The organism is Crossiella sp. SN42 (assembly GCF_023897065.1).
In the GTDB taxonomy this organism is placed as follows: Bacteria; Actinomycetota; Actinomycetes; order Mycobacteriales; family Pseudonocardiaceae; genus Crossiella.
In genome coordinates this window covers 306,671-331,589 of record NZ_JAMHIV010000001.1, presented here as the reverse complement: position 1 = coordinate 331,589, position 24,919 = coordinate 306,671, and the positions used below count along the sequence as shown (strand labels likewise).

The following is a 24,919-nucleotide window of genomic DNA, read 5'->3' as shown; positions in this document are numbered from 1 at the left end:
CCAGGAGGCCCTCGATTACTCACGCTAACGCACCGCTGACCGTGCTCGGCAGGCTACGTCTGGCCCGGTGTGTCGTGGAGGACCAATGGCCTCTGCGGCGGGCTGCGGAGCGGTTCCAAGTCTCGGTCAGCACCGCGCACCGCTGGGCCAGCCGCTACCGCGAACTTGGTGTGGCGGGCATGGCCGATCGGTCCTCACGTCCACTGTCAAGCCCGCGCCGGACCGCGACCCGAACCGAACGGCGGATCATCAAACTCCGGCTGGCACGGCGGTGGGGACCGGCGCGGATCGCGTATCTGCTGGGACTGGTGCCCTCGACCGTGCATCGGATCCTGACCCGCTACGGCCTGGCCCGCTTGAGGCACGTGGACCGAGCCACTGGGCAGCCGGTGCGACGCTATGAACGCGCCACGCCCGGTGAGCTGGTGCACGTCGATATCAAGAAGCTGGGCAACATTCCCGACGGCGGCGGCCACAAGATCCACGGCAGACACACAGGCAAGCGCAACAGTTCCGCACACCGGGACCCCGCCCGGCCTCGCACGATCAGCAGCCGCGCCAACCTCGGCTACAGCTATCTGCACAACGCCGTCGACGACCACTCCCGCCTGGCCTACACCGAGATCCTCGCCGATGAGACCAAGGGAACCGCTACCGGGTTCTGGCAACGAGCGCAGACCTTCTTTAACGCCAACGGAATCATCGTCGAACGGGTACTTACCGACAACGGCTCGTGCTACCGCTCGCGGCTCTGGCGCGACACCCTGGCCGATGCGGGCATCACACACAAACGCACCCGTCCCTACCGGCCACAAACCAACGGCAAGGTCGAACGCTTCAACCGCACCCTGCTCGATGAATGGGCCTACGCCCGCCCCTATCGCACCGAGACCGAACGCCGCGAGAGGTTCCCGCGGTGGCTGCACACCTACAATCACCACCGCGGGCACACCGCACTGGGCGGCCTTCCGCCAGCCAGCCGCGTTCCCAACCTCTCCGATCAGTACACCTAGCCGGTCCAGTCGGCGCGCAGCAGCTCGTACTCGACCTCGCCCTGCTCGGTGCCCGGCAGCGGATCGTCGAAGTGCGGGAAGAAGGTCCGCACGTGTTTGAGCCCGGCCCGCTCCATCACCCGGCGGGAGGCGGTGTTGACCGCCATCGTCTGCGCCCACACCCGCTGCACGCCCAGATCGGTGAAACCCTTGCGCACCAACGCCCGCGCGCCCTCGGTGGCATAGCCCCTGCCCCAGAACCGGGCCTGGAACCGGTAGCCCAGCTCCACCTCGGTGACGCTGCCGTCGGCAGGCGGTTCCAGGGCCAGCCAGCCGATGAACTCGCCGGTGGCGCGCTCGATGGTGGCCCAGCACCCGGCGGGGCCCAGCTCGTAGTGGCCGAGCAGCTTGGGCAGCACCTGGTGCTCGATCACCGCGCGCGGCGTCGGCTCGCCGGTGAGGAAGCGCATCACCTCGGGATCGCTGTCCAGCCGCACCAGGTTGTCCACATCGGACTCGGTGAACCGGCGCAGCACCAGCCGGTCGGTTTCCAGGAAGACCTGCACGGGGCCATCATTTGCGCGCTGAGCGAAGCTGTCCACGGATTTTCACCCGGTCGTGGAGCTGTTCGTCGGCAGGCAGGCCGAGCTGGTCCGCGAATCACAGAATAGATTCCGCGTTCTTCGGAGAATGTCCATTGTCGTGGAACAGCACGTTAAATTCGGCAACACCGAGCTCGTTCGTCAGCAAGTGGGAGCGCCATCATGGCCAATGTCATCAGCAAGCCTCGCCGGACCGTCACGACGGCCGCCATCGCACTTGGTGTTTTCGGCGCCCTGTTGGCGTCGCAGGCGGTCGCGGCCGCGGTCGAGGTGAAACCTTCGTGCTCTGTTCGCGCGGGCACGACCATCTGCACGAATCCGCGGTAGCCGTAGTCCTCAGTCGCGCGCCTGGCTGGCAGCGAAGGTGCTGAGCAGGTCGGAGATGTGCTCAGGCCTGCCGGTGTTCTGGCGGTAGGCGGCGGTCAGGGTGTCGATGTGGGTGTAGCCGGGCGCGAACGTGGTGCCTTTGGGGAAGAACAGCTTCAGCGGGGCGCCGATCGCGGAGTCGGTGGCGCCGATGATCAGCGTCGGCTTGGCCTTGGCGGCCGCGGCGTGCCGGAGGTTGACCAGCTCGCCGTCCCGGGAACCGGCCAGGGCCAGGCCGAAGTCCACCAGGGTGCGCACCGAGTGGTAGTACTCCCAGGAGTTGACGCCGGGATTGCCGAACTGGCGGGCCACATCGCGCAGGCTGGTCACCTCGTGTCCCGGTGAGGTGTAGTCCACGCCCTGGACGTTGTCGTGGTTCCGCCAGCCGTAGAGGGCCTTCTTGTCGGTGGGGCCCACCCTGGGGTTCGGGCCGGTGACGGTGGCCAGCCAGTCGCCGACCAGGGGCAGGCCGCTGACCTGGCCGGGCAGCGGGAAGGTCTTGGGGGCGACCGGGCCGCCGGTGTAGGCGCCCATGCCGATCTGCAGGATGCCGAGGTTGGCGGTGTTGTTGTCCATGAGCGTGCCCAGCAGGGCGGCGTTGGTGAAGCGGAACTCGCGGATGTCGTTGGCACCGCTGAGGAAGTCGAAGTAGCTGCGGGCGAACAGCAGGCGCAGCGCGGTGTCGGTGACCGGGTTGGCCGGCAGCCTGCGGTGCAGGTCGGTTTCCGCGCCGGGCTCGAAGTGCGCGCCGATGCCGATGATGCCGAGGGCGTTGAACAGCTCGGCGTTCACCCCCGGCACGCTCACCAGCGACCGCGGGATCACCCCGGACCGCAGCAGCTGGACCGCCACGTCGTGGGTCTTGCCGACCAGCAGGTTGGCCGCCCACTTCAGCAGCGGATTCGTTTGCAGCCCAACGGGATCGCTGGTGACCAGGGTGTCCAGGCCGAAGAACGCGCCGCACTGCCGGTACCCGGCGTCGGCGGTGGTGGCCGGGTCGCCGTCGAAGTCCCAGGCGGCGAAGAAACCGGTCATCAGCCCGGCCATGGACGCGCCACCGCAGACCGTCCTGGTGCGCCGGAACTCCGGGTTGGGCAGCTCGTGCAGCATCAGGTCGTACTGGTCGCGCACGGTCTGCTCGACGCCGATCTCGGCCAGGAAGCCGAGCTCGCTGTCCTTCTTGAAGCCCTCGAACTTGCGGCCGCCGATGACCTTGCCCTGGTAGTAGTAGTCGAAGGCCACCCGCCAGTCCCTCGCGGCCCACCCGGCGCGCAGCCCGGTGTTGTCGGTGAGGCAGTTGGGCCTGCGGGCCTGCGCCCAGAACTCCACCCGCTGCCCCTTGCCCAGCGCCGAGCGCACGGTGTTGCGGGCCAGGCTGTCGCTGTTGTCCGCGCTGCCGAAGGAACCCGGCTGCTCGACGAAGACCGAGTCGGCCCGCTGCGGATCGGCGGGACCGCCGGCCGGGCGGTAGCGCAGGTAACTGATCCACTCACACGCCTCCGGCCGGGGCCCCACCGCGGCCGGCAGTGGCGAGCGCAGGTCCACCCGGCTGACCAGCACACCGTCGCCGACCTCATCCGGCAGTGCGGTCTCCACCCTGCGCTCCACCCGGCTCGCCGAGCCCGGCGCGGCCAGGGCGACCGGGCTGAGCAGGGTGCCGGTGATCATGGTGGTGGCGGCCAGCGCCGACCACCGGTGCGTGCTGCGCTTCATGCCGCCTCCAATGGAAAATGATGGTGACCAGATTTACGGTAGGGAGTGCGCGAGCTCCCGGGCAAGGTGATCTGGCACGGCTCCCTTTCCCACCTTTCGGCTGGTTGACGTTTCGGCTGTAGGCGAGCCGGATATCTCCAGCCCAGCAGCCGGTACCGGCCGGGTGCCGCGCTGGAGAGGGGACCGACCGCCATGTCCTCGACCTCGGATCCGTCCGCCGCCGACGGCCACCACGACCTGGTCGGCCAGCCGCACGACGAGCAGCGGGAGGGCCCGCTGGCGCACGCGGAGGCCGAGGCGGCGCGAATCCGCGAACCCGGCGCGCCACTGGGCGCCCTCGGCCCGCGCTTCGACCGGCGCTCACCGTTCCTGATCGGGCTGGCCGCGGCCGCCGGGGTCGCGGTCACCTACGGGCTGGTGCTGGTGCTGGCCGACCTGCGCGGGGTGCTGATCGTCATCGGCCTCGCGCTGTTCCTGGCCATCGGGATCGAACCGCTGGTCTCCTGGCTGGTGAACCGGCGCTTCCCGCGCTGGCTGGCGGTCACCGCGGTGTTCCTGGCCGGACTCGGGGTGGTGGGCGGCTTCCTGGCGGTGGCCGTCCCGGTGCTGGCGGAGCAGGTCGGCCAGTTCGCCGAGCGAGCGCCGACGTACCTGCGCCAGGCGGTGGCGGAGCAGTCCTGGCTGGCCAAGCTGAACGAGCGGGTCGAGCTGCGGCAGGTGCTGGAACAGGTGCTCAGCGGCAGCGCCGGACTGGTGCAGGCCGGGCTGGCGGTGTTCAGCACCCTGGCCGACCTGGTGATCCTGCTGGTGCTGACCGTCTACTTCACCGTCGAGCTGCCCAGGGTGCGCGCCGGGCTGTACCGGTTCGTCCCGCACTCGCGGCGGCCCAGGACGATCCTGATCAGCGACCAGATCTGCGTCAAGGTCGGCGGCTACGTGCTGGGCAACCTGCTGGTCTCGCTCATCGCCGGCGCGCTCACCCTGGTCTGGCTGCTGGTCTTCGACGTGCCCTACGCCCTGCTGCTGGCGCTCACCGTGGCGCTGCTGGACCTGATCCCGGTGGTCGGCTCGATCGCGGGCGGGGTGCTGATCAGCCTGGTCGCGCTGACCGTCTCGGTCCCGGTCTGCCTGGCCACCGTCGGCTTCGTCATCGCCTACCGGTTGCTCGAGGACTACCTGCTGATCCCGAAGATCATCGGACGCACGGTACGGGTGCCCGCCCTGGTCACGGTGGTGGCGGTGGTGCTGGGCGGGGCACTGCTCGGCGTGGTCGGCGCACTGGTGGCCATCCCGGTGGCCGCCGCGCTGCTGCTGATCACCCAGGAGGTCGTGTACCCGAGGCTGGATCGGGCCTAGGTTGGCCAGAGTGCGCACGCCCCGACCAGCCGTGGGCGCGTGGTGCTGGGCGTGCGCAGCGACTTCCGCACCATGGCCGGTCACCTGGGAGTCCCTGCACCGCGTCCCGGCGCGAACGGGTCCGGAGCAGACGGCACAAGCGTCGCGTTCGAGCGGCGCGAGGACACCGCCGACCGGCGCACGAACTGCGGCCGGGCTGCTACGCGGTGTCAGCCGCCAGCTGAGCGTCCACAGTGGACGGATCGAATACCGCGTCCGCCGCCAGCCCGGCCAGTCCGATCAACGGCGCCTGGTCGCCCAGGCGGGCCGGGGTGATCTCGCGCAGACCCAGCAGCGCCACCGGGTGTGCCTGGTCCAGCACGGCCGTGCGGACCGCGTCGGCGAACCGCGGCAGTGTGCCGATCGGGCCGCCGAGGCGCAGGTGTTGCGGGTTGACGATGCTGACCACCGTGGCCAGCACGCCGCCGAGCTGCCGTCCCGCCTCGGTCACCGCGGTGATCGCTTCCTGGCGGCCCTGGTCCACCTGGCGCACCACGTCGGCCAGGGTGCGCACGCCGCTGGGGCGGAGCAGGCGGAGCAGGGCGCGGCCGCTGGCTACCGCGGCCAGGCAGCCGGTGCGGCCGCAGGCGCAGCGCTCTTCGTGGCCGGCGAGCTTGATGTGGCCGATCTCGCCGACGCTGCCGGTGACGCCCCGGTACGGGCGGCCGTTGATCACCACGCCGCTGCCGATGCCGGTGCCCACCTTCACCCCGAGCATGGTGGTGGCCGGGGCGCCGTCGGCCAGGTGCTCGCCGAAGGCCAGTGCGTTCGCGTCGTTCTCCACCACCACCGGCACCCGCACCCTGGCCGCGATGGCGTCGTGCACCGCGGTGCCGGACCAGCCCGGCATGCTCGGCGGCGCGGTGTTCGCGCCGGAGGTCGGGTCCACCTGGCCGGGGATGCCCGCGGCCAGCACGCAGAAGTCCTCGGCGCGGCCGGTTTCGGCGAGTAGTTCCGCGCCGATGGCCAGCACGCGCTCCAGCACCGCCGCCGGTTCCTGCCGGGCGGGCACCTTCTCCCGGCGCACCGCCAGCACGGTGGCGGTCAGGTCGGCGACCGCGACCGCCAGGTGGCTGACCCCGATGTCGGCGACCAGGGCACAGCGCCCGGCCTCGTCGGCGGTCAGCAGCTCGGCGGGCCTGCCGCCGCTGGAGGCCTGGCGACCGGCCGTGCGCAGCAGCTTCAGCCTGCTCAGCGCGTCCAGGCGTTCCACCATGGTGGCGCGGGAGAGCCCGACCCTGGCCTGGAGCTCATGCCGGGTCATCGGGCCGTCCCTGCGCAACACCGCCAGGATCCGGCCGGGGGACAGCGGTCCTGATGTGGCGTTGACGTCCACCTGCACGCCCCCTATCTTGAGCCACCCGTACTTATGTCTAGCGACTAGACGGAAGTCTCGCACGAGGAGGTGGCCGTGGCCGGGTTCTCCCGCCGATCGCTGCTGCGTGGCGCGCTGGCCGCGGGCGCGGGGGCGGCGACCGCGCCGCTGCTGGGCGGCTGCGTCGGCTTCGCCACCTCCGGCACCTCGGGCCTGACCTTCCTGTCCACCCAGTTCACCCCGGTGGAGGAGGCGGAGCGGTTCCGCGCGCTGCTGCGCCGCAGTTTTGACGCCGAGGTCGGCTATGTCACCAGCGACCCTGGCCAGTTCACCAGCCAGGTGCGCAGCCAGGTCGAGGCGGGCAACGTGCGGGTCGCGCTGCTCGGCGGCCTGCACGGCGACCTGGCCCCGCTCGCCCCGGACTGCCTGACCGACCTCACCGACCTGGTGGCCGACTTCAGCGCGCTCGGCTGGCCGCCGGAGTACCTGGAGCTGGCCAAGGCGGGCACCGACCGCACCTGGTACGTGCCCTGGGCGCAGGCCAGCTACCTGCTCGCCGCGCACGTGGACGCCTTGGCGCACCTGCCTTCCGGCGCCGACCCGGAGGACCTGAGCTACGAGCAGTTCCTGGACTGGGCGGTGAACGCCCGCCGCGCCAATGGAAACCGGCCGATGCTCGGTTTGCCGGGCGGTCCCAAGGGCCTGCTGCACCGGTTCCTCCAGGGCTACCTGTTGCCCTCCTTCACCGGCGGGCAGATCACCACCTTCAACTCCCCGGAGGCGGTCACCGCCTGGGAGTACCTGCGCGAGCTCTGGCGCAACTGCGCCCCGGCCAGCACCAACTACGACTTCATGCAGGACCCGCTGGAGGCCGGTGAGGTGCGCTTCGCCTGGGACCACGTGGCCCGGCTGGTCAACGTGCCCAAGCGCGAACCGGACCGCTGGCGGATGCTGCCCGCCCCGCGCGGGCCCAAGGGACGCGGGTACATGGCCGTGCTCACCGGTCTGGCCATCCCCAGGGGCGCGCCGCACCAGGACCAGGCGCGCCGGTTGATCGCCACCCTCAGCAAGGCGCAGAACCAGCTAGAACTGTTGCGCGCCAACGCCTTCTTCCCCACCGTGCGCACCCCGATCCCTGCGGACCTGCCGCCGGCGATCCGGCTGGAGGCCGCCGCGGTGGCCAAGCAGCGGCAGCTGCCCGGCGCGCTGCTGTCCCTGCCACCGGTCGGACTGGGCAGCCGGGAGGGGGAGCTGGGCAAGGCGTTCCGGGACTGCTTCCAGTCCATCGTGCTCGGCGGCGCGGACATTCGATCCACTGTGGACAGACAGACCGGTGTGCTGGCCAAGGTGCTGGCCGAGGCCAGGGTGCCGTGCTGGGCGCCGGATCCGCGCGGCGACGGCGTTTGCGAGGTGGGCTGAGATGACCGGGCGGACGCCGTGGCTGCTGCTGGCCCCCTCCACCGTGCTGCTGGCGCTGTTGTTCGGCTGGCCGCTGGCGCAGGGGGTGCTGGCCGCCTTCCAGGACGGCAGCGGGTTCACCCTGGCCCATTGGCAACGGCTGTTCACCGATCCCTACTTCGGGCAGGCGCTGCGCAACACGGTGCTGCTCATCGTGATCGTGGTGCCCATCCAGCTGGTGCTCGCGGTCGGCATGACCTTGCTGATCCAGGCCAAACCGCGCTTCGCCGGGGTGCACTTCTACCTGTGGGCCATCCCGCTGGCCATCTCCGACCTGGCCGCCGGCTTGGTGTGGCTTACCGTCTTCGCCGACCGCGGCTACCTCAACTCGCTGCTGATCACCCTCGGCCTGTCCGAGCACGGCATCGCCTGGCTCAGCTACGACAGTCCGGGCACCATGCTGTTCGCGGTGGTGGTCGCGGAGGTCTGGCGGGCCACCTCGATGGTGTTCGTGATCGTGGTGGCCGGGATGCAGATGCTGCCGCCGGACTACGACGAGGCCGCCCAGGTTTTCGGCGCCACCGCCTGGCAACGGCTCTGGCACGTCACGCTGCCACTGCTGCGGCCCAGCCTCCAGGTCGCGCTGATCCTGCGCACCATCCTCGCGCTGCAAGCTTTCGCGGTCGCCCAGGCACTGACCGGGCGTGACTTCCCGCTGCTGGTGGGGGAGACCTACCAGTGGCACGTCACGTTGCAGAACCCATCGGTGGCCAGCGCGGTCGCCCTGGTCGTGCTCGCGCTGTCGCTGGGCACCGCGGTGCTGTACCTGCGCGCGCTGCGCCAGCCGGCCGGGGGCGGCGCGCGATGACCCGGCCACCGATCGACCTGGCCCCGCTGCGCAGGCGGCGGCAGCGGCGGATCCTGGTACAGCTGGCCTGCATCGGCGTCTCGGCGTTCCTGCTGCTGCCGATCGTCCTCATCGGACTGTCCGCGCTGTCCTCCCGCACCGCGCTCACCGAGTTTCCGAAACCGTTGCTGCCCAGCGAGTTCGACACTGAGAGCGTGCTCGGCTTCATCGGCGGCACCGGGGTGGTCCCGGCCTTCGGCAACTCGGTGCTGGTCGGGGTGTACACGGTGGCGCTCGCGCTGCTGCTGGGCGCACCGGCCGGCTATGCCCTCTCCCGCTTCGACTTCCGCGGCCGGGACGCCTACCAGGTGCTGATCCTGCTGGTGCGGGCGCTGCCGATCGTGGTGCTGTCGGTGCCGCTGGCCACCATGTTCCTGCGCGTTGGCGTGGACGACACGGTGTTCGCGGTGACCCTGGTGCACACCGCGCTCGCGCTGCCCACCACCATCCTGATCACCGCCAGCATCTTCGTCGGCGTGCCACGGGATGTGGAGGAGGCCGCGCTGGTCTTCGGCTGCACCCCGTTGCAGGCGATGCGGCGGGTGGTGCTGCCGATGGCGCTGCCCGGACTGGCCGCCTCCTCGGTGTTCACCTTTGTTTTGTCCTGGAACGAGGTGCTCGGCGCGGCCGTGCTGACCCTGGGCCACCGGACCCTGCCCGCGCAGGTGCTGGCCTCGCTGGCCGACTCGCCCAACGCCTACCGCTTCGCCGGTGGTTTTGTGCTGGTGCTGCCCGCGCTGCTGTTCATCTTCCTGATGCGCCGCTACCTGCTGAACATGTGGGGCACCACCCTGCGCTGAGCCGCCCGACCCGCCGAGACGAGAGCGCCCATCCCGATGGCAGAGATCGCACTGCACAACCTGGTCAAGACCTATCCCGGCGGCACCACCAGGGCCACCGACGAGGTCAGCCTGCACGTGGCCGACGGTGAGTTCATGGTGCTGCTCGGCCCTTCCGGCTGTGGCAAGACCACGTTGCTGCGCATGGTGGCCGGGCTGGAGCTGCCCGACGGCGGGCAGATCGTCATCGGCGGCAAGGACGTCACCTACCTGGAACCGCGCAGGCGCAACCTGTCCATGGTGTTCCAGTCCTACGCGGTGTTCCCGCACCGCAGGGTGGCCGACAACATCGGCTTCGGGCTGCGCATGCGCGGCGTCGATCCCGCTGAGATCAAGCGCAAGGTGGCCTGGGCGGCCGAGGTGCTTCAGCTGACCCCGTACCTGGACCGCTACCCGGCCAAGCTCTCCGGCGGGCAGCGGCAGCGGGTAGCGGTGGCGCGGGCGATCGTGATGGACGCCGAGGTGCTGCTGATGGACGAGCCACTGTCCAATCTGGACGCTCTGCTGCGGCTGTCCTTCCGGGCCGAGCTGAAGAAGCTGGTCGCCGAACTGGGCACCACCACGCTCTACGTCACCCACGACCAGGTGGAGGCGCTGTCCCTGGGCGACCGGGTGGCGGTGATGCGGCAGGGCCGGATCGTGCAGTGCGACGCGCCCACCACCGTCTACGACCAGCCCGCCGAGGAGTTCGTCGGCGGCTTCATCGGCAGCCCGCCGATGAACTTCCTCACCGGCACCGTGGTGCGGGACAACGCGGGCGTGCTCCGGCTCGACCTGGGCGCGCACAGCGTGGCCGTGCCGGAAACCTTGCGCGGCTACACCGGCCGCGAGCTGAGACTGGGGGTCCGGCCCGAGGCCTTCGGGGTCGCCACTGGGGGTGCCCCCGAAGGCCTCGGCGCCGAGCTGGAGGTCTTCGAGCCACTGGGTTCGGCGGTGCTGCTGACCCTGACCCTGTCCGGCCACCAGCTCAAGGTGCAGGCCGCGGCCGACTTCCGCGCCACCCCCGGCGACCGGCTGACGCTGACCCTGCCCGCCGAGCGCTGCCGCTGGTACGACCCGGAAACCCACCTGCTGCTGGAGACCGCGTGACCCTCGCCCCGCCGCTCACCGCCCGTGCGGCCTACGTGTTGCGCGGCAACGACACCGGCGCGCTGGTCACCGCCGCGCCGCAGCTGTACCCGCACATGTGGAGCTGGGACGCGGCCTTCATCGCCATCGGCCTGGCTCACCTGGACGTCGGCCGCGCCTGCGCCGAGCTGGACACCCTGTTCGCCGCCCAGTGGCGCGGCGGGATGCTGCCGCACATCGTCTACAGCCAGCAGGCCGCGGACTACTTCCCCGGACCGGACCGCTGGGGTGTGCAGGAGCTCAGCGCGCAGGCCCCGCGCCGGGTGCGCACCTCCGGCATCTGCCAGCCGCCGGTGCACGCCATCGCGGTGCACCGGCTGCTGGAGATCGCCCGCGGCCGCGGCGGCCTGGACCGGGCGGTGGCCGAGGACTTCGCCTGGCGGGCCTGGCCGAAGCTGTTCGCCTGGCACCACTGGCTGGCCGAGCACCGCGACCCCGGCGGCGAGGGCCTGCTGGCGATCGTGCACGGCTGGGAGTCCGGCATGGACAACTCGCCGCGCTGGGACCCCGCCTACGCCAACGTGCGCCCCGGCCCCGACCTGCCGCCCTACACCCGGCGGGACCTGCGCCTGGTCGAGGCCGGGATGCGGCCCTCCGACGCGGAGTACGACCGCTACCTGTGGCTGGTGGAGGAGATGCGCCGGGTCGGCTACCACCCCGGCCGGGTGGTGCGCGGCTCCAGCTTCCTGGTCGGCGACGTCTTCTTCACCGCGATCTTCGCCCTGGCCTGCGAGGTGCTCGCGGAGCTGGGCGAGCAGATCGGCCAGCCGGCGACCATGGTCGCGGAGCTGGCAGGCTGGGCCCACCGTAGCCGTGCCGCCGTCGCGGCCACGGTGGACCCGGCCACCGGCCTGGCCAGGGACCGGGACTTCCGCGCGGGCGAGTGGATCGCCACCCGCACCCTCGCCGGGTTCGCTCCACTGCTCTGCGGCGGCCTTGAGCCCCAAGCGGAACAGCAGCTGCGGTCCATTGTGGACGGATCGGACTGGTGCGGGCACCCGGACCTGGCCGCCGCCGTGCTGCCCTCCACCGCGCCCTCGGACCCGGCGTTCCGGCCCCGGCAGTACTGGCGCGGTCCACAGTGGCCGGTGATGGCCTGGCTGTTCAGCTGGGCCTTTGCCAGGCGCGGCTGGACCGAGCAGGCGGAGAAGCAGCGCGCCGAGGGCATCCGGTTGTGCGCGGACGGCACCTTCGCCGAGTACTACCACCCGCTCACCGGCCAGCCCCTGGGCAGCCTGGACCAGTCCTGGACCGCGGCGGTGGTCCTGGACTGGCTCTGCTACTCAGGTTGAGGCGTCTGACGGGGAACCGTTCTCGGGCAACTGCCGACGGACCCCGGCGCCGGTGGTTGTCCGGTCGTACCAGCTGTCGAGGATGCGGAGACGCTCCTCATCCGGCGACCCGGGCACGGCGGTGTAGATGGTGAGGTACTGCTCGGGGTCGTCGGGGAGGTGCAGGGTTTCGAAGTTCAAGATGAGCCCGCCGACGATGGGGTGATCGAAGCGCTTGTAGCCGTGGGACTTGCTCTTGACGGTGTGCATCGACCAGTGCTTGCGGAACTCCTCGCTTTTCAGCGAGAGCTCGCCGACCAGAGCCGCGAGTTGCGGGTCGTCCGGGTTGCGCCCGGCGTCCATGCGCAGGTGTCCGACGGTGTCCTTGGCCACGAAGTCGCGGTCCGGGTAGAGCCGGACGATGTTCTCCTCGAGCAGCACGAGGCGGGCCAGGTTGCGCCGCTGCGCGGGCAGCGCGTCGAAGTCGGTGATCAGGGCGCAGGCCAGCCGGTTCCACGCCAGGATGTCCATGCGACGCCCGAAGACGAACGCTGGGGTGCAGTCGCGCAGGGCCTGCAGCAGATGGCGCGTGCCGGGCCGGACCTGCTGGGTGCGGGGCCGGCGTGGCGTGGCCGGCTGGCGGGCGAGCCGGTGCAGGTGAGTCCGTTCGTCCTCGTTGAGCCGCAGCGCGGTGGCCACCGCATCCAGTACCGCGTCGGAGACGTTCCGGCGTCCCTGCTCGAGCTGGACGTAGTACTCGACGCTGATTCCCGCGAGGTAGGCCAGCTCTTCGCGGCGCAGCCCAGGCACCCGCCGCGGTCCGCTGCCCGGAGCCAGGCCAACGTCCTCGGGGCGCAGGCGGGCGCGGCGCGAGCTCAGGAACGCGGCGAGGTCTGCACGACGAGCCATGCCGTTCATTGTTCCCTGCCCCGCCCCGCTGTGGGTGGTCCTGCCTGTACCCCGGAACAACAGGGCCACGACAGCAAGCCACCTCGGGCTCGACGATGGTGGGGCACGGCACAGCCACGCCACGACCACATCCGGACAGGGGAGCAGCCAGCGATGGCACAACAACCGATGACCCGGCGGACCTTGCTGACCGCCACCGCCGCCACCGCCGCGGCGACCGCGACCGCCGCCTGGGCCGGGCGGGCCGCGGCAGCCCCGCTGGTCAGCGGCACCCGGCTGCCGGAGGCCTATGTCGTCCCCGGAGACCGGGCCTTTCCCACCGGCCACGCCCTCGACCCGCGCACCGGCCGCATCTACGTCGGCAGCGCCGATAGCGGAACGCTCTACCGTGGCCATCTGACCACCCCCGAAGTGCGCCCCTGGTCACCCGACGGCACCGACGGGCGCAGCACCACCTCGGGCATGGCCGTCGACACCAAGGGGCGGCTACTGGTCGGCGGTGCGGACACTGGAACGCTGCGGGTGTACGACCCAGCCGAGCGCGCCCTACTGGCCCTGCTGCACGGCGTGGACGGTGGCTTCATCAACGAGATCACCACCGCCCCGGACGGCACCGCCTACGCCACCGACTCGTTCCAGCCGATGGTCTACCGGCTGACCTGCACCGGTGGCCAGTGGCTGCTCGAACGCTGGCTCGACATCACCCGCACCCCCATCGACTGGGTCAACGGCCGGCACAACCTCAACGGCATCACCTGTGTGGGCCGCTACCTGCTGACCGTCAACAGCACCACCGGACAGCTCTGGCGCATCAACCGCCGCACCGGGCACGTGCTACAGGTCGATCTCGGCGGCCACCAGCTGCCCAACGGCGACGGACTGGCCTTCCGCGGCGGCCTGCTCTACGTGGTGCAGGGCAACATCAACAACATCGCCGGCCTGATCCCGCAGGTGACTGTCATCACGCTGTCCGCTGATCTGTCCCGCGGCCGCTACACCGCAGGTCTCCGACCGCCCGGCGGCTTCCACCACCCCAGCTCGATCTCCCTGGCCGGCCACCGCGCCCTGGTGGTCAACAGCCAGTACAACCGCTGGATCGCCGGCCTCCCACCGGAAGTACTCCCCTTCACCCTCGCCGCCGTCCCCCTCCCACACCACCACCCGGGCGGGAACGGACAGGATCTTTGACCCGGGCGGGGGCTAGACCGGGGCCGCCTCCACCAGGCTCACCCCGTCCTCGCGCACCACCTCGGTGACCACCAGCCCCGCGTCCGCGCACAGCCGCTCGAACTCGCTCCTGGTGCGTTCCCGGCCGCCGTAGAGCACCAGCATGGTGAGGTCCTTCAGCGCGGGATCCCTTGGCTGGTCCGGGTTTCCGCGTTCGGGGAGCACGTCGTCCACGATGAGCACCCGGCCGTGCGCGGGCAGCGCGGCGCGGCAGTTGGCCAGGATCCGGGTGGCCGCCTCGTCGTCCCAGTCGTGCAAGATCCACTTGAGCACCAGCAGGTCCGAACCCTTGGGCACCGCCTGGAAGAAGTCGCCGGCCTGGGTGTCGCAGCGGTCGGCCAGCCCGGCCCTGCGCACCGCCCTGGCGGCCTGCGGGATGGCGGTCGAAGTGTCGAAGAGCAAGCCGCGCAACGCCGGGAAGTGGCGGAGCAGGGTGATTAGCAGGGTGCCGTCGCCGCCGCCGACGTCGGTGACCGAGCTGAACCGGCCGAAGTCGTAGCGTGCGGGCAGGGATTCCGCGATGTGCCGGGTGGGCTGGCCCATCGCGGTGTGGTAGAGCGCGGCCAGCTCCGGGTCGGCGGCGAAATGCTCGAACACCCCGCGCCCGAACACCTCCGGGAAGGCCGCGCGCCCGGTGCGCAGGCTGAACTCCAGGCGGGACAGCGGTTCCAGCGCCGTGGGGTGGCTGGCCAGCAGGGCGTAGGCGTGCAGTGAACCGTCCACATCGGACCGGAGCAGGTCGCCGTCCTCGGTGGCGGTGAAGCCGCGGTCGTGCTCGACGCACAGGCCGAGGTCGGCCATCGCCCGCAGCAGCCGGACCGCCTGCGCCGCCGGGAGTCCGCAGGCCGCGCCGATCTCGGCGGCGGACCGGGGGTGCGGCCCGAGCGCGTCCGGCACGCCGAGGCGGGCGGCCACGCCGACCACCTGGGTGACCGCGGCTCCCTTGAGCAGCTGGACCACTGTGGACACCGTCATCGGGGTGCTCCTTCCTGTTCGCGCGCGCTGATCCGCCAGCCGCGCGCCTGTTCGTACTGCCGGTGGATGCGGGCGAACGCGCCCTGGGTGCGCAGCAGCTCCGCGGGGGTGCCGGTCTCCACCACCCGGCCCGCCTCCAAAGCGACCACCTGGTCGGCCGCGGCCAGGGTGGTGGGGCGGTGCGCGATCACCAGCACGGTGCGGCGGGGATCGGCGGCCAGTGCGGCGATGGCCTGGCTGATGGCCTGCTCGTTCTCCGCGTCCAGTGCGGAGGCGGCCTCGTCGATGAGCACGATCGGCGCCTGCTTGAGGAAGGCGCGGGCGATGGCCACCCGCTGCCGCTCCCCGCCGGAGAGCTGCGCCCCGCCCTCGCCGACCCTGGTCCGCCAGCCCTCGGGCAGCCGCTCGACCACCTCGTCCAGCCGCGCGGCCCGCGCCGCCTCGGCCAGCTCGGCCTCGGTGGCCTCGGGCCGGGCCAGGCGCAGGTTGTCCTCGATGGTGGTGTCGAACAGGTAGACCTCCTGGAACACGATCGCGATCTCACCGAGCAGCTGCTCATGGTCGTAGTCGCGCACGTCCTGCCCGCCGACCAGGACCACGCCCTCGGTGGTGTCCAGGAAACGGGCGATCAGCCGGATCACCGTGGTCTTGCCCGAGCCGGACGGCCCGACCAGCGCGGTGGTCGAACCCGGCGGGCAGTGCAGGTTCACCCCGGCCAGTGCGGGCCGCCCCGGCAGGTACTCCAGCCGGACGTCCACCAGGTCGATCCCGCTGTGCGCGGGACGCGGCACCGGATCGGTGGCGGCGGGCAGCGGGGGAGTGCGCAGCACCCGCGCCACCCGGTCCAGGCCGTAGTCCAGCGCGCCGAGACCGTGCGCGTGCCCGGCCAGCGCGCCCAGCGGCTCCAGGAAGCGGACCGCGAGCACCAGCAACGCGACCGTGTCCGGCACCGCGAGCGAGCCGGCCAGCAGGAAGTGCACGCCCAGGGCGAGCACCGCGACGAACCCGAGCGCGACCACGGCGGTCACCGACAGCGTGGGCAGCAGTGAGGCGTTGAGCGTGCGGGCGTAGCGGCGGTGGTGCTCGGCCAGTGCCGCGCTCAGCTGCCGGGTGCCGGTCCCGGCCTGTCCCGCCGCGCGCAGCACCGGCTGGGCCTGGCCGTACTCGATCGCGCGGGCGGCGATCTCGTTCGCGGCCTCCTCCATGTCCGCACTGGCCAGCGCGGTCATGCGGCGGCAGCGGCGCATCAGCAGGACGGCAGGCGGCAGGGTGGCCAGCAGCACCAGGCCCAGCCGCCAGTCCACCGCGAAGGTGACCGCGGTGACGGTGAGCGGCACCAGCGTGCAGGTGATCACCGGCCCGCCGACCACCACGCACAGCCGGGAGATCGCGGTGGCCGCGCTGGTCACCGTGCGGGCGAAGGTGCCCTTGGCCTCGGCGGTGAACCAGCCCAGCGGCAACGTGGTCAGCTGCCCCATCAATCGCAGTCGCAGCTGCACGCCCAGCTCGCCGCTGGCCGCGAAACCGACCGGGGTGGCCACCACGCTGAGCGCCCAGTGCAGCAGCACCCCGGCCGCGCCGGCCAGCAGCCAGGGCATGGCCGCGGCGAAGTCCGGTTCCGGGCGCAGCACCGCGCGCAGGACCGGGAACAGCAGGCCCAGCAACAAACCTTGCAGCACCGCGAGCAGCGCCTGCAACACCGCGAAGCGCAGCAGCGGTCCTGGTTCCGGCCACAACCGGCGAAGCTGGCCGATCATGCGAGGTCTCCGTTCCGCTGGGCCAGCCACAGGCGCGCGTACAAGCCTGAGCGGGCGAGGAGTTCGGGATGGGTGCCGCGTTCGACCAGGTGTCCGTTGTCCAGCACCAGGATCTGGTCGGCCGTGGCGATGGTGTGCAGGCGGTGCGCGATCACCAGCACGGTCCGGCCGGTGACCAATGTGGACAGTGCGTCCTGCACCGCGGCCTCGCTGTCCGGGTCCAGCGCGGCGGTGGCCTCGTCCAGCACCACGATCGGCGCGTCGGCCAGCAGCGCGCGGGCGATGGTCAGCCGCTGCCGCTCGCCGCCGGAGAGGCCGCCGGAACCCGCGTCCAGCACGGTGTGGTAGCCCTGCGGCAGCCGCATGATCACTTCGTGGATCTGGGCCGCCTCGGCCGCGGCCCGCACCTGCGCGTCGGTGGCCGCCGGCCGGGCGATGCGGATGTTCTCGGTCACCGTGTCCCGCAGCAGCACCACGTCCTGGAACACCAGTGCCAGCAAGGACAACAGCTCGGCCGGGGCGATCTCGCGGACATCGACCCCGCCGATCCGGATCGCCCCACCGGTGACCTCGTGGAAGCGCGGCAACAACGCGGCCACCGTGGACTTCCCGGCGCCGGAGGGGCCGACCAGTGCGGTCACCGTGCCCGGTTCGCACACCGCGCTGAACCCGGTGAGCGCGTTGGTCACGCCGTCGTAGGAGAAGCTGACCCGGTCGAACTCCACCCGGTGCCCGTCCGGCCGTCGCGGCTGTTCTGGTTCGGGCAGGCCGGGGCGAGCGAGCAGGCTCTCGATGTGCCCGGCGGCCACCCGCGCGGTGCGCAGGCCGATACCGCCGTGCACCATCGGCAGCAGCGCGTTCGGCAGCACCAGGCCGACCACCAGGAACGGCAACAGGTCCGGCGCGGCCAGCCAGCCACCGGCCACCATCGGCAGGCCGACCGCGAGCACCACCGCGAGCGTGGTCAGCTCCGAGCCGAGCACCCGGTTGAACGCGGAGCTGTGCCGGACCTCGTCCACCCACACCCGGAAGGCGGCCTGCTGCTCGCGCACGGCCGTGGTGAAGCGGTCCAGCACCCGCCCGCCCGCGCCGAAGGTCTTGGCCACCACGATGCCGTCGCCGTACTCCACCGCCGCCGCGCTGACCTCCCGTTCGGCGATCAGCAGCCGGGCCATGTGCTGCGGCATGGAGCGCATCGCCACCCGGTAGCAGAACAGCGCCAGCGCCGGGACCGCGAGCGTGACCAGGGCCAGCCGCCAGTCCACCAGCACCAGGTAGCCGAAGCCCAGCACGGTCGCGGTGGCCGCGCCGACCAACTCGCCGAGGGAGTGCGCGAACAGGTTGTGCATGTCCTCCAGGTCGCCGGTCATCGCCTTCTTGACCTGGCCGGAGCCCGCCGAGCGGAACCAGCCCAGCGGCAGCACGCCCAGGTGGCGCACGATCCGGCCGCGCAGGTGGTGCAGCATGTGCGCGTCGGCGTGGTGGCCGAGGTGCGAGGACAGGCCGAGCAGCACCAGCCGCAGCAGCGCGCCCAGCGCCCCGGCCACCGCCCACCACCACACCGCGCCACCGGCCCCGGTCAACGCCGAGCGCGCGATCTCGGCGACCGCGAGGTAGGGCACGAGCCCGGCCGCCTCGCCCAGCGCGGACAGCGCCGCGCAGCCGAGCAGGTGCGCCCGCACCGGCCGCAGCAGGCGTCCCGCGGCGCGGAACCGGATCAGGCGCGGACCGGCGTCCTGGACAACCATTCAAACCCCCAAGGTTAGGCTTGCCTAAGACCTTGCCGGTTCAAGTGCACTTGATGTCAACTGGACAGGTGACCGATCCCGCCGTGCCCATCGGCGCCGCCGCCGCGCTGTACGACCTGGCCCCCTCGACCCTGCGCTGGTGGGAGGAACGCGGCCTGCTCGGGCCGCCGGAACGCGACGGCGCCCAGCGCCGCTACCGCGAGGCGGACCTGCGCCGGATCGGCGTGGCCTACCTGTGCTGCGTGACCGGGATGATGCCGTTGGCCCAGGCCGCCGCGGTGACCTCCGCCAAGGCGCGCAACGAGGACTGGCGGCAGACGGTGACCACCCAGATCGAGGAGCTGGGCAGCCGGATCGACCAGCTCACCGCGGCCCGCGAGTACCTGAGCCACCTGCTCAGCTGCACCGACGACGACGTGACCGAGTGCCCGTACCTGGACGGCGAGCTCACCGCGCACACGCCGAGGGGCAGGCTGCGGCAGCCCGACCTGGTCTCGGCCGCGCTGGCCGCCCGGCGTGATGAAAAGCCGGTCGAGCGTGACGAAACGCGGTGCCCGAGCTGCGCGGGGCCGCTGCCGAAGGGGAGCAGGGGGCGGCCACGGCGGTACTGCTCGGCCGCCTGTCGTCAGCGGGCTTACCGGGACCGCAAGGAACCCGGATCGGGGTGATCAGGGGTTGGGCAGTCGCTTCACCACGGCCTCGGCCAGCGTGGTGGCCCGCGCGCACAGCTCCGCCATCGGCAGCCCGCCTGCCGTGGTGTCCGCCACGCTCACCAGCGCGACCTCCATCCACTGGTCGCCGGAGGCGGACTCCTTGAGGTAGCGCCGGTGCACCAGGTCGATCTCGCAGCTCCCGGCCCGCTCCTCGTCCTCGACCTCCTCCTCCACGAACGCGTCCCGGCCGCCGATCTTGACCTTCCGGCCGTCCTCGCCGTCCTCCTGCTCCCCGGTTCGGATCAGCCTGATCTCGGCCTCCAGCGGCTTGCGGTCCTGCCAGTAGCAGATCCAGTCGCCGAAGTCGGTCTCCGGCTTGCTGCCCGGCTCGCCGACCGCCCTGCGCACCTCGGTGTCGGTCAACAGGTCGCAGGCCTTCAGGGTGCCGATGGAGTTGGCGGCGAAGGGCGGGCGGCGCGGCACCGGGCCGCGGAAGAGCTGGGTGAGCACGCTGTTGAGCATGGTCTCGGCGATGGCGCACAGGAGGTCGGCGCGCTTGCCCGCCCAGTGCCGGGCGGCGATCTTGATCTCGTTGCCGTCGGCGGTGCGCACGAACCGCTGGCAGGTGTCGTCCTTCAGCGGCGGCCGGTCGGGCTGGCCGAGCTGACCGGGGATGTGCGGCTTGACCGGGTGTTCCGGCGGGCCCTTGAGCTCCACGGTGACGTCCACGACGTCCTGCTCGTCCCGGGACATCTTGACCAGCGTGCTGCACGCGTGGAAGTCGCCGTACTCGGAGTTCACGGTCGCGGTGCCGTACTGGGCGAAGGACTGCGGGTCGACCAGCCCGCACGGGTCCGCGGTGCGCGGATCACCCATGGCGCCCTGGTCCGCCGAGTCGGTCAGCCAGACCGTCAGCCCGGCCACCAGCGCCGCCGCGGCCACCACCGCCGCGCCCAGCAGCACCCGCTTGCGGGTCTTGGGGTTGCGCACCCGCAGCGGCGTGGTCGGCGTGTGGTCGCCGGTGAGCTCCTCCAGCAACCCCTTGGCCGCCAGCGCGGTGGGCCGGTCCGCGGGTGCCCGCGCCAGCAACTGGCTCAGCACCGGCGCCAGCGGACCGGCCCGGGTGCCCGGTTCCAGGTCACCGCTGGCGGCCCGGCGCAGCTGACCGAACGGGCCCTGTTCCTCGCCGCCCCAAGGGGAACGGCCCTCGACCGCGGTGAACAGGCTGGCGCCCAAGGAGAACACGTCCGCCGCGGCCCCGGCCTCCTCGCCGTTGGCCACCTCGGGGGCCAGGTAGCCGGGGGTGCCGCCGATCAGGCCGCTGCTGGTCTGGGTGACCTCGGCCCAGCGGGCGATGCCGAAGTCGGTGAGCTTGGCCTCGTCCTGGTCGGTGACCAGCACGTTGGACGGCTTGATGTCGCGGTGCACGATGCCGCGCTGGTGCATGGCGGCCAGCGCGTCGGCCACCTGCGCGCCGATCCGCGCCGCCCGCTTCGGCGGCAGCGGCCCGTCCTCGGCCAGGATCGCCGAGAGCGTGCGCGAGGGCAGGTACTCCATCACCAGCCAGCGGTCCTCGCCGTCGAGCACCACGTCGTGCACGGCGATCACGTGCGGGTGCTGCAACCCGGCCACGATCCGCGCCTCCCGCCGGATCTGGCCGTTGTCACCCTGCTGCGAGTGCTTGAGCGCGACCACGCGGCCCAGCTCAAGGTCGGTGGCCTGCCACACCACACCCATGCCACCCGCGCCGATCCGCCGGTCCAGCCGGTAACGGCCCGCGATCACCCGATCACTCACCAACGAATCGTACAAACCGCCGGTACATCAATTGGTCTGAACTGACAGACCGGGTCGGTCCGTACTCCTCCGCAACACCGACTCGACAGGCGCGGAGGTCAAGGCAATGCGTCCACGGCACAGGAAGATCCCCCGGACGAAGATCGTGGCCATCTCGGCCGCGGTGGTCCTCGCGGGCGCGGCGGCAGTGGCCCTGCCCCAGGCCTACGCGACCGACACGGCCCCGATTCCCGAGGTCAACCCCACCGAGACCCTGCGCGCGAAGGCGGCCATCCCCGGCACCGCGTGGGCCACCGACCCGGACACCGGCCAGGTGCTGGTCACCGCGGACAGCACGGTCCAGGGCGGCAAGTGGGACACGCTGATGTCCGCGGTCCGCTCCATCGGCGGCGACAAGGTCAGGGTGCAGCGCGCCACCGGCGCGTTCCGCCTGTTCGCCGAGGGCGGCGACGCCATCTTCGGCGGCGGCTCCCGCTGCTCGCTGGGCTTCAACGTGACCACGAACAACGGCGCGCCGGCCATCCTCACCGCGGGCCACTGCGTCACCTCGGCCCGGCGCTGGTCGGTGACCCAGGGCGGCGCGCCGGTGGCCACCGCCCGGCAGTCCACCTTCCCGGGCAACGGCGACTTCGCCCTGCTCACCTACGACAACGCGGCCACCAGGGCGCCCAGCGCGGTGGACGTGGGCGGCGGCAGGCTGGTGCAGATCCGCCGCGCCGCCGAGGCCAGGGTCAACCAGCAGGTGTCCAGGATGGGCAGCACCACCGGCCTGCGCAGCGGCCGGGTCACCGGCCTGCGCGCCACGGTGAACTACCCGGAGGGCACGGTCACCGGACTGATCCAGACCACCGTGTGCGCCGAACCGGGGGACAGCGGCGGCTCGCTGTTCACCCAGGACGGCAGCGCGATCGGCCTGACCTCCGGCGGCAGCGGCAACTGCCAGACCGGCGGGACCACGTTCTTCCAGCCGGTGACCACCGCGCTGACCGCGGTCGGCGCCCGGATCGGCGGGTGAGTCAGTAGTCCACCAGCGCACCCGGCGGGACGGGCACCGGACCGCCGGGTGCGCTGGTGGAGGGGCTGATGGCGGCCCGCCCCGCGGTGACGGTGGCCACCGTGCAGGCGGTGGCCAGGCCGACGGCGAGAGCGAGCGCGGCGGTGCGCGGGAACGGGCGACGGCGGGGCACCGGACCTCCTTGGTCGAGCGAACACCGGCCACTCTGCACCCGCGTTGCGGATGAACTGTTGACGAGTTGTTCAGACCGGCGCGGCGGCCGGTTCGTCGCGCAGCACGCGGAAGGCGGCCCTGATCTCCGAGACCAGCGTCCGCGGCTGCTCCAGCCCGGGGAAATGACCGCCCCGGTCCAGCTCCCGCCAGCGGCGCAGGTCCAGGTAGCGCCGCTCCGCCCAGCGCCGCGCGGTCGGCCACGGGTCGGCCGGGAACATCGAACAGGCGGTGGGGGCGAGCACCGGCTGGTCGTTCTCCGCCTCCGCGCCGCGCGGCACCCAGCGCATCGCCTCCCAGTACCAGCGGGCCGAGGAGGCGCCGGTGCCGGTCAGCCAGTACAGCGCGAGGTGGTCGACCTGCTGGGCCAGGCTCACCCCGCCGCCGACCGCGGGCCTGGTGTCGGCGTAGGCCTCGAACTTCTCGCCCAGCCAGGCGGCCAGCCCGGCCGGTGAGTCCAGCAGCGAGTAGCCGATGGTCTGCGGCTGGGTGCCCATCGCCTGCGCGAAGCCATAGCCCTCGGCCAGGTGGTGGTCCCGCTTGGTCAGCGCGTCCAGCTCGGCCGGGCCGGGGGTGAGCCGGTCCTGCGGCAGGGGAGAGGCCAGCGGCATGGTCAGGTGCAGGCCGGTCACCCGGTCCGGGGCGATCCGGGCCAGCTCGGTGCTCACGCAGGCGCCCCAGTCCCCGCCGTGCGCGCCGAAGTGGTGGTAGCCCAGCACGGTCATCAGCTCGGCCCAGGCCCGCGCGGTGCGGCCGGGGTGCCAGCCCGGCTCGCTGGGCCGTTCGCTGAAGCCGAAACCGGGCAGCGCGGGCACCACCAGGTGGAAGGCGTCCTGCGCGGAACCGCCGTGCGCCACCGGATCGCTGAGCGGTCCGAGCACGCTCTCGAACTCCAGCACCGAACCCGGCCAGCCGTGGGTCAGCAGCAGCGGCCGCGCGTCCGGCACCGGCGAGCGCACGTGCCAGAACGCGATGCCCAGCCCGTCCAGGAAGATCCGGTAGTGCGGGATCGCGTTGATCCGGGATTCCGTTGCGCGCCAGTCGTGGTCCCGCCAGGACTCCAGCAGCGTGGCCAGCTGCCACAGCCTGATCCCCTGGCTGTCATCCGGCACCGTCTCGGCCTCGGGCAGCCGCATCCGGTCCAGGCGCTCGCGCAGGTCGGCCAGCTCGGCCTCCGGCACGCGCACCGGGAACGGGACAGGCTTGGGCAATGGGCCGCCGTCCGAGAACTGGTTCATGGTCGGCACGCTAGGAGACAGCCGGTTGCCGCCCCATGCGCGCGATTGCGGTGCGGCGGTCAGGAATTGCGCGAGGCCTCCGCATTCAGCTTCAGGCCATTGCAAACAAGGCCCTGCTCTCGTTGCATTAAGCGGCAAGTCCATTGCAAAACTCGAACGCTGGGAGCTGCGAATACGCAAAATATCAGCGATGTCTGATTGACCGCTTCTTGGCTGCGACCTAACTTTCGGGCCGAACTGAAGATCACCCACCAGGAGCTGTCATGACCGAGGTCGCCACCCCCGTCCCCGCCTACCCGACCGACCGGCCGGCCGGCTGTCCGTTCGACCCGCCCGCCGAGCTCGGCCGCCTGCGCGAGCGAGAGCCGCTGACCCGGCTGGTCTTCGCGGACGGGCACCTCGGCTGGCTGGCCACCGGCCACCGCGTGGTCCGCGCGGTGCTCGCCGACTCCCGGTTCAGCTCGCGCTACGAGATCATGCACGCGCCGATCGGCCGGGTGGCCGCCGCCGGCGCGTTTCCGCCTGCCCCGCCCGGTGACTTCATCGGTATGGACGCCCCCGAGCACACCCGCTACCGCAGGCTGCTCACCGGCAAGTTCACCGTCCGCCGGATGCACCTGCTGACCCAGCGGGTGGAGCAGCTGGCCGCCGAGCACCTGGACGCGATGGAGCTGGCCGGTGGCCCGCTGGACCTGGTGGCCGCCTACGCCCAGCCCATTCCGGCGCTGGTGATCTGCGAGCTGCTCGGCGTGCCGGCCGAGGGCAGGCACGTGTTCCGCCAGCACAGCGAGACCCTGAACAACCCCGCGGCCACCGAGGCCGAGCAGGCCACCGCCATGGGCGAGCTGGGCGCCATCCTGCACGGCCTGGTGCTGGCCAAGCGCGCCAACCCGACCGACGACCTGCTCACCGACCTGGTCAGCACCGACCTCACCGACGAGGAGCTCACCCGGATCGGCGGGCTGCTGCTGGGCGCGGGCCTGGACACCACCGCCAACATGATCGGCCTCGGCGTCTTCGCCCTGCTGCGGAACCCAGAGCAGCTCGCCGCGCTGCGCGCCGACCCCGGCTTGGCCGACCGGTCGGTGGAGGAGCTGCTGCGCTACCTCACCATCGTCTCCACCAACGTGCGCACCGCACTCGAAGACGTCGAGCTGGACGGTCAGCTGGTCAAGGCGGGGGAGTCGGTGGCCCTGGCCATGGACGCCGCCAACCGCGACCCGCAGGTCTACCCCGACCCCGACCGGCTCGACCTGAGCCGCTCCGCGGGCGCGCACCTGGCCTTCGGGCACGGCATCCACCAGTGCCTCGGCCAGCAGCTGGCCAGGGTGGAGCTGCGGGTGGCCATCCCGGCCCTGCTCACCCGCTTTCCCACGCTGCGCCTGGCCGTGCCCGCCGAAGAGGTCCCGCTGCGCACCGGCCTGGACATCTACGGCGTGCACCGGCTGCCGGTCACCTGGTGAC

22 protein-coding genes are annotated in these 24,919 nt (G+C 71.9%); 12 read left to right on the top strand and 10 right to left on the bottom strand.

The window, feature by feature from the left end; translation table 11 throughout:
- The first annotated feature begins 14 nt into the window (after positions 1-14).
- On the top strand, positions 15-1,013 hold the full coding sequence (locus M8C13_RS01330; protein ID WP_252478888.1) for an IS481 family transposase: 999 nt from the start codon (positions 15-17) through the stop codon (positions 1,011-1,013).
- Here the strand turns inward: M8C13_RS01330 and M8C13_RS01325 are convergent.
- Positions 1,010-1,558, bottom strand: a complete 549-nt coding sequence (locus M8C13_RS01325) for a GNAT family N-acetyltransferase (RefSeq protein WP_252478543.1) — start codon at positions 1,556-1,558, stop codon at positions 1,010-1,012. The genes M8C13_RS01330 and M8C13_RS01325 overlap by 4 nt on opposite strands.
- Positions 1,559-1,756: 198 nt before the next feature.
- On the opposite strand from M8C13_RS01325, the gene M8C13_RS01320 reads away from it, so the two are divergent.
- Positions 1,757-1,921: a hypothetical protein gene (locus M8C13_RS01320; RefSeq protein ID WP_252478542.1), complete on the top strand. Its 165-nt coding sequence runs from the start codon at positions 1,757-1,759 to the stop codon at positions 1,919-1,921.
- A gap of 9 nt (positions 1,922-1,930) precedes the next feature.
- On the opposite strand, the gene M8C13_RS01315 is transcribed toward M8C13_RS01320, so the two are convergent.
- Positions 1,931-3,673 (bottom strand): hypothetical protein, encoded by a 1,743-nt coding sequence (locus M8C13_RS01315; RefSeq protein WP_252478541.1) that lies wholly within the window; start codon positions 3,671-3,673, stop codon positions 1,931-1,933.
- A gap of 192 nt (positions 3,674-3,865) precedes the next feature.
- Between M8C13_RS01315 and M8C13_RS01310 the strand changes: the two genes are divergently transcribed.
- Positions 3,866-5,029 carry an AI-2E family transporter gene (locus tag M8C13_RS01310; RefSeq protein WP_252478540.1) on the top strand — a complete coding sequence of 388 codons (1,164 nt, stop codon included), beginning with the start codon at positions 3,866-3,868 and terminating at the stop codon, positions 5,027-5,029.
- A gap of 199 nt (positions 5,030-5,228) precedes the next feature.
- Here the strand turns inward: M8C13_RS01310 and M8C13_RS01305 are convergent, their stop codons facing one another.
- Positions 5,229-6,410 carry an ROK family protein gene (locus tag M8C13_RS01305; protein ID WP_252478539.1) on the bottom strand — a complete coding sequence of 394 codons (1,182 nt, stop codon included), beginning with the start codon at positions 6,408-6,410 and terminating at the stop codon, positions 5,229-5,231.
- A 69-nt stretch (positions 6,411-6,479) separates the two neighbouring features.
- On the opposite strand from M8C13_RS01305, the gene M8C13_RS01300 reads away from it, so the two are divergent.
- From M8C13_RS01300 to M8C13_RS01280, 5 genes are read left to right on the top strand one after another with little or no spacing between them, the layout of a single operon-like run.
- Complete coding sequence (locus tag M8C13_RS01300) at positions 6,480-7,802, top strand: extracellular solute-binding protein (RefSeq protein ID WP_252478538.1); 1,323 nt, start codon at positions 6,480-6,482, stop codon at positions 7,800-7,802.
- A gap of 1 nt (position 7,803) precedes the next feature.
- Positions 7,804-8,649: a carbohydrate ABC transporter permease gene (locus tag M8C13_RS01295; protein ID WP_252478537.1), complete on the top strand. Its 846-nt coding sequence runs from the start codon at positions 7,804-7,806 to the stop codon at positions 8,647-8,649.
- Positions 8,646-9,488: a carbohydrate ABC transporter permease gene (locus M8C13_RS01290; RefSeq protein ID WP_252478536.1), complete on the top strand. Its 843-nt coding sequence runs from the start codon at positions 8,646-8,648 to the stop codon at positions 9,486-9,488. The genes M8C13_RS01295 and M8C13_RS01290 overlap by 4 nt, the downstream gene beginning before the upstream one ends.
- 36 nt (positions 9,489-9,524) lie before the next feature.
- The gene (locus M8C13_RS01285) at positions 9,525-10,616 is read left to right on the top strand and encodes an ABC transporter ATP-binding protein (protein ID WP_252478535.1); all 1,092 of its coding nucleotides are present in this window, start codon (positions 9,525-9,527) and stop codon (positions 10,614-10,616) included.
- On the top strand, positions 10,613-11,947 hold the full coding sequence (locus M8C13_RS01280) for a glycogen debranching protein (protein WP_252478534.1): 1,335 nt from the start codon (positions 10,613-10,615) through the stop codon (positions 11,945-11,947). Before M8C13_RS01285 ends, M8C13_RS01280 begins: the two co-directional genes overlap by 4 nt.
- Here M8C13_RS01280 and M8C13_RS01275 read toward each other — a convergent pair.
- Positions 11,939-12,844 carry a helix-turn-helix transcriptional regulator gene (locus M8C13_RS01275; RefSeq protein ID WP_308202750.1) on the bottom strand — a complete coding sequence of 302 codons (906 nt, stop codon included), beginning with the start codon at positions 12,842-12,844 and terminating at the stop codon, positions 11,939-11,941. The genes M8C13_RS01280 and M8C13_RS01275 overlap by 9 nt on opposite strands.
- Positions 12,845-12,988: 144 nt before the next feature.
- On the opposite strand from M8C13_RS01275, the gene M8C13_RS01270 reads away from it, so the two are divergent.
- The gene (locus tag M8C13_RS01270; protein ID WP_252478533.1) at positions 12,989-14,023 is read left to right on the top strand and encodes an SMP-30/gluconolactonase/LRE family protein; all 1,035 of its coding nucleotides are present in this window, start codon (positions 12,989-12,991) and stop codon (positions 14,021-14,023) included.
- A 12-nt stretch (positions 14,024-14,035) separates the two neighbouring features.
- On the opposite strand, the gene M8C13_RS01265 is transcribed toward M8C13_RS01270, so the two are convergent.
- From M8C13_RS01265 to M8C13_RS44975, 3 genes are read right to left on the bottom strand one after another with little or no spacing between them, the layout of a single operon-like run.
- Complete coding sequence (locus tag M8C13_RS01265; RefSeq protein ID WP_252478532.1) at positions 14,036-15,037, bottom strand: acetylserotonin O-methyltransferase; 1,002 nt, start codon at positions 15,035-15,037, stop codon at positions 14,036-14,038.
- Positions 15,034-16,794, bottom strand: coding sequence for an ABC transporter ATP-binding protein (locus M8C13_RS01260; RefSeq protein ID WP_252478531.1), 1,761 nt, complete (start codon positions 16,792-16,794; stop codon positions 15,034-15,036). The genes M8C13_RS01265 and M8C13_RS01260 overlap by 4 nt, the downstream gene beginning before the upstream one ends.
- Positions 16,791-18,542, bottom strand: coding sequence for an ABC transporter ATP-binding protein (locus M8C13_RS44975; RefSeq protein ID WP_305883909.1), 1,752 nt, complete (start codon positions 18,540-18,542; stop codon positions 16,791-16,793). Before M8C13_RS44975 ends, M8C13_RS01260 begins: the two co-directional genes overlap by 4 nt.
- A 68-nt stretch (positions 18,543-18,610) precedes the next feature.
- Here M8C13_RS44975 and M8C13_RS01245 point away from each other — a divergent pair, with 68 nt between their 5' ends.
- On the top strand, positions 18,611-19,210 hold the full coding sequence (locus M8C13_RS01245; RefSeq protein WP_252478530.1) for a MerR family transcriptional regulator: 600 nt from the start codon (positions 18,611-18,613) through the stop codon (positions 19,208-19,210).
- Here M8C13_RS01245 and M8C13_RS01240 read toward each other — a convergent pair whose 3' ends face one another.
- Complete coding sequence (locus M8C13_RS01240) at positions 19,211-20,992, bottom strand: serine/threonine-protein kinase (RefSeq protein WP_252478529.1); 1,782 nt, start codon at positions 20,990-20,992, stop codon at positions 19,211-19,213. It lies immediately after the preceding gene.
- Between the two features lie 106 nt (positions 20,993-21,098).
- Here M8C13_RS01240 and M8C13_RS01235 point away from each other — a divergent pair, with 106 nt between their 5' ends.
- On the top strand, positions 21,099-22,007 hold the full coding sequence (locus tag M8C13_RS01235; RefSeq protein ID WP_252478528.1) for a S1 family peptidase: 909 nt from the start codon (positions 21,099-21,101) through the stop codon (positions 22,005-22,007).
- Position 22,008: 1 nt separating this feature from the next.
- Here M8C13_RS01235 and M8C13_RS01230 read toward each other — a convergent pair whose 3' ends face one another.
- Together M8C13_RS01230 and M8C13_RS01225 are read right to left on the bottom strand one after the other, a co-directional pair.
- Positions 22,009-22,179, bottom strand: a complete 171-nt coding sequence (locus M8C13_RS01230; RefSeq protein WP_252478527.1) for a hypothetical protein — start codon at positions 22,177-22,179, stop codon at positions 22,009-22,011.
- 70 nt (positions 22,180-22,249) lie between these two features.
- Complete coding sequence (locus M8C13_RS01225) at positions 22,250-23,455, bottom strand: epoxide hydrolase family protein (RefSeq protein WP_252478526.1); 1,206 nt, start codon at positions 23,453-23,455, stop codon at positions 22,250-22,252.
- A gap of 263 nt (positions 23,456-23,718) precedes the next feature.
- Here M8C13_RS01225 and M8C13_RS01220 point away from each other — a divergent pair, with 263 nt between their 5' ends.
- The gene (locus M8C13_RS01220; RefSeq protein ID WP_252478525.1) at positions 23,719-24,918 is read left to right on the top strand and encodes a cytochrome P450; all 1,200 of its coding nucleotides are present in this window, start codon (positions 23,719-23,721) and stop codon (positions 24,916-24,918) included.
- Position 24,919: the final 1 nt, after the last annotated feature.

Excerpts from the sequence above, each read along its gene's own strand:
- M8C13_RS01320 (WP_252478542.1), top strand. The coding sequence starts at position 1,757 with ATGGCCAATGTCATCAGCAAGCCTCGCCGGACCGTCACGACGGCCGCC.
- M8C13_RS01315 (WP_252478541.1), bottom strand. The coding sequence starts at position 3,673 with ATGAAGCGCAGCACGCACCGGTGGTCGGCGCTGGCCGCCACCACCATG.
- M8C13_RS01310 (WP_252478540.1), top strand. The coding sequence starts at position 3,866 with ATGTCCTCGACCTCGGATCCGTCCGCCGCCGACGGCCACCACGACCTG.
- M8C13_RS01295 (WP_252478537.1), top strand. The coding sequence starts at position 7,804 with ATGACCGGGCGGACGCCGTGGCTGCTGCTGGCCCCCTCCACCGTGCTG.
- M8C13_RS01290 (WP_252478536.1), top strand. The coding sequence starts at position 8,646 with ATGACCCGGCCACCGATCGACCTGGCCCCGCTGCGCAGGCGGCGGCAG.
- M8C13_RS01285 (WP_252478535.1), top strand. The coding sequence starts at position 9,525 with ATGGCAGAGATCGCACTGCACAACCTGGTCAAGACCTATCCCGGCGGC.
- M8C13_RS01275 (WP_308202750.1), bottom strand. The coding sequence starts at position 12,844 with ATGAACGGCATGGCTCGTCGTGCAGACCTCGCCGCGTTCCTGAGCTCG.
- M8C13_RS01270 (WP_252478533.1), top strand. The coding sequence starts at position 12,989 with ATGGCACAACAACCGATGACCCGGCGGACCTTGCTGACCGCCACCGCC.
- M8C13_RS01265 (WP_252478532.1), bottom strand. The coding sequence starts at position 15,037 with ATGACGGTGTCCACAGTGGTCCAGCTGCTCAAGGGAGCCGCGGTCACC.
- M8C13_RS01260 (WP_252478531.1), bottom strand. The coding sequence starts at position 16,794 with ATGATCGGCCAGCTTCGCCGGTTGTGGCCGGAACCAGGACCGCTGCTG.
- M8C13_RS44975 (WP_305883909.1), bottom strand. The coding sequence starts at position 18,542 with ATGGTTGTCCAGGACGCCGGTCCGCGCCTGATCCGGTTCCGCGCCGCG.
- M8C13_RS01235 (WP_252478528.1), top strand. The coding sequence starts at position 21,099 with ATGCGTCCACGGCACAGGAAGATCCCCCGGACGAAGATCGTGGCCATC.
- M8C13_RS01225 (WP_252478526.1), bottom strand. The coding sequence starts at position 23,455 with ATGAACCAGTTCTCGGACGGCGGCCCATTGCCCAAGCCTGTCCCGTTC.
- M8C13_RS01220 (WP_252478525.1), top strand. The coding sequence starts at position 23,719 with ATGACCGAGGTCGCCACCCCCGTCCCCGCCTACCCGACCGACCGGCCG.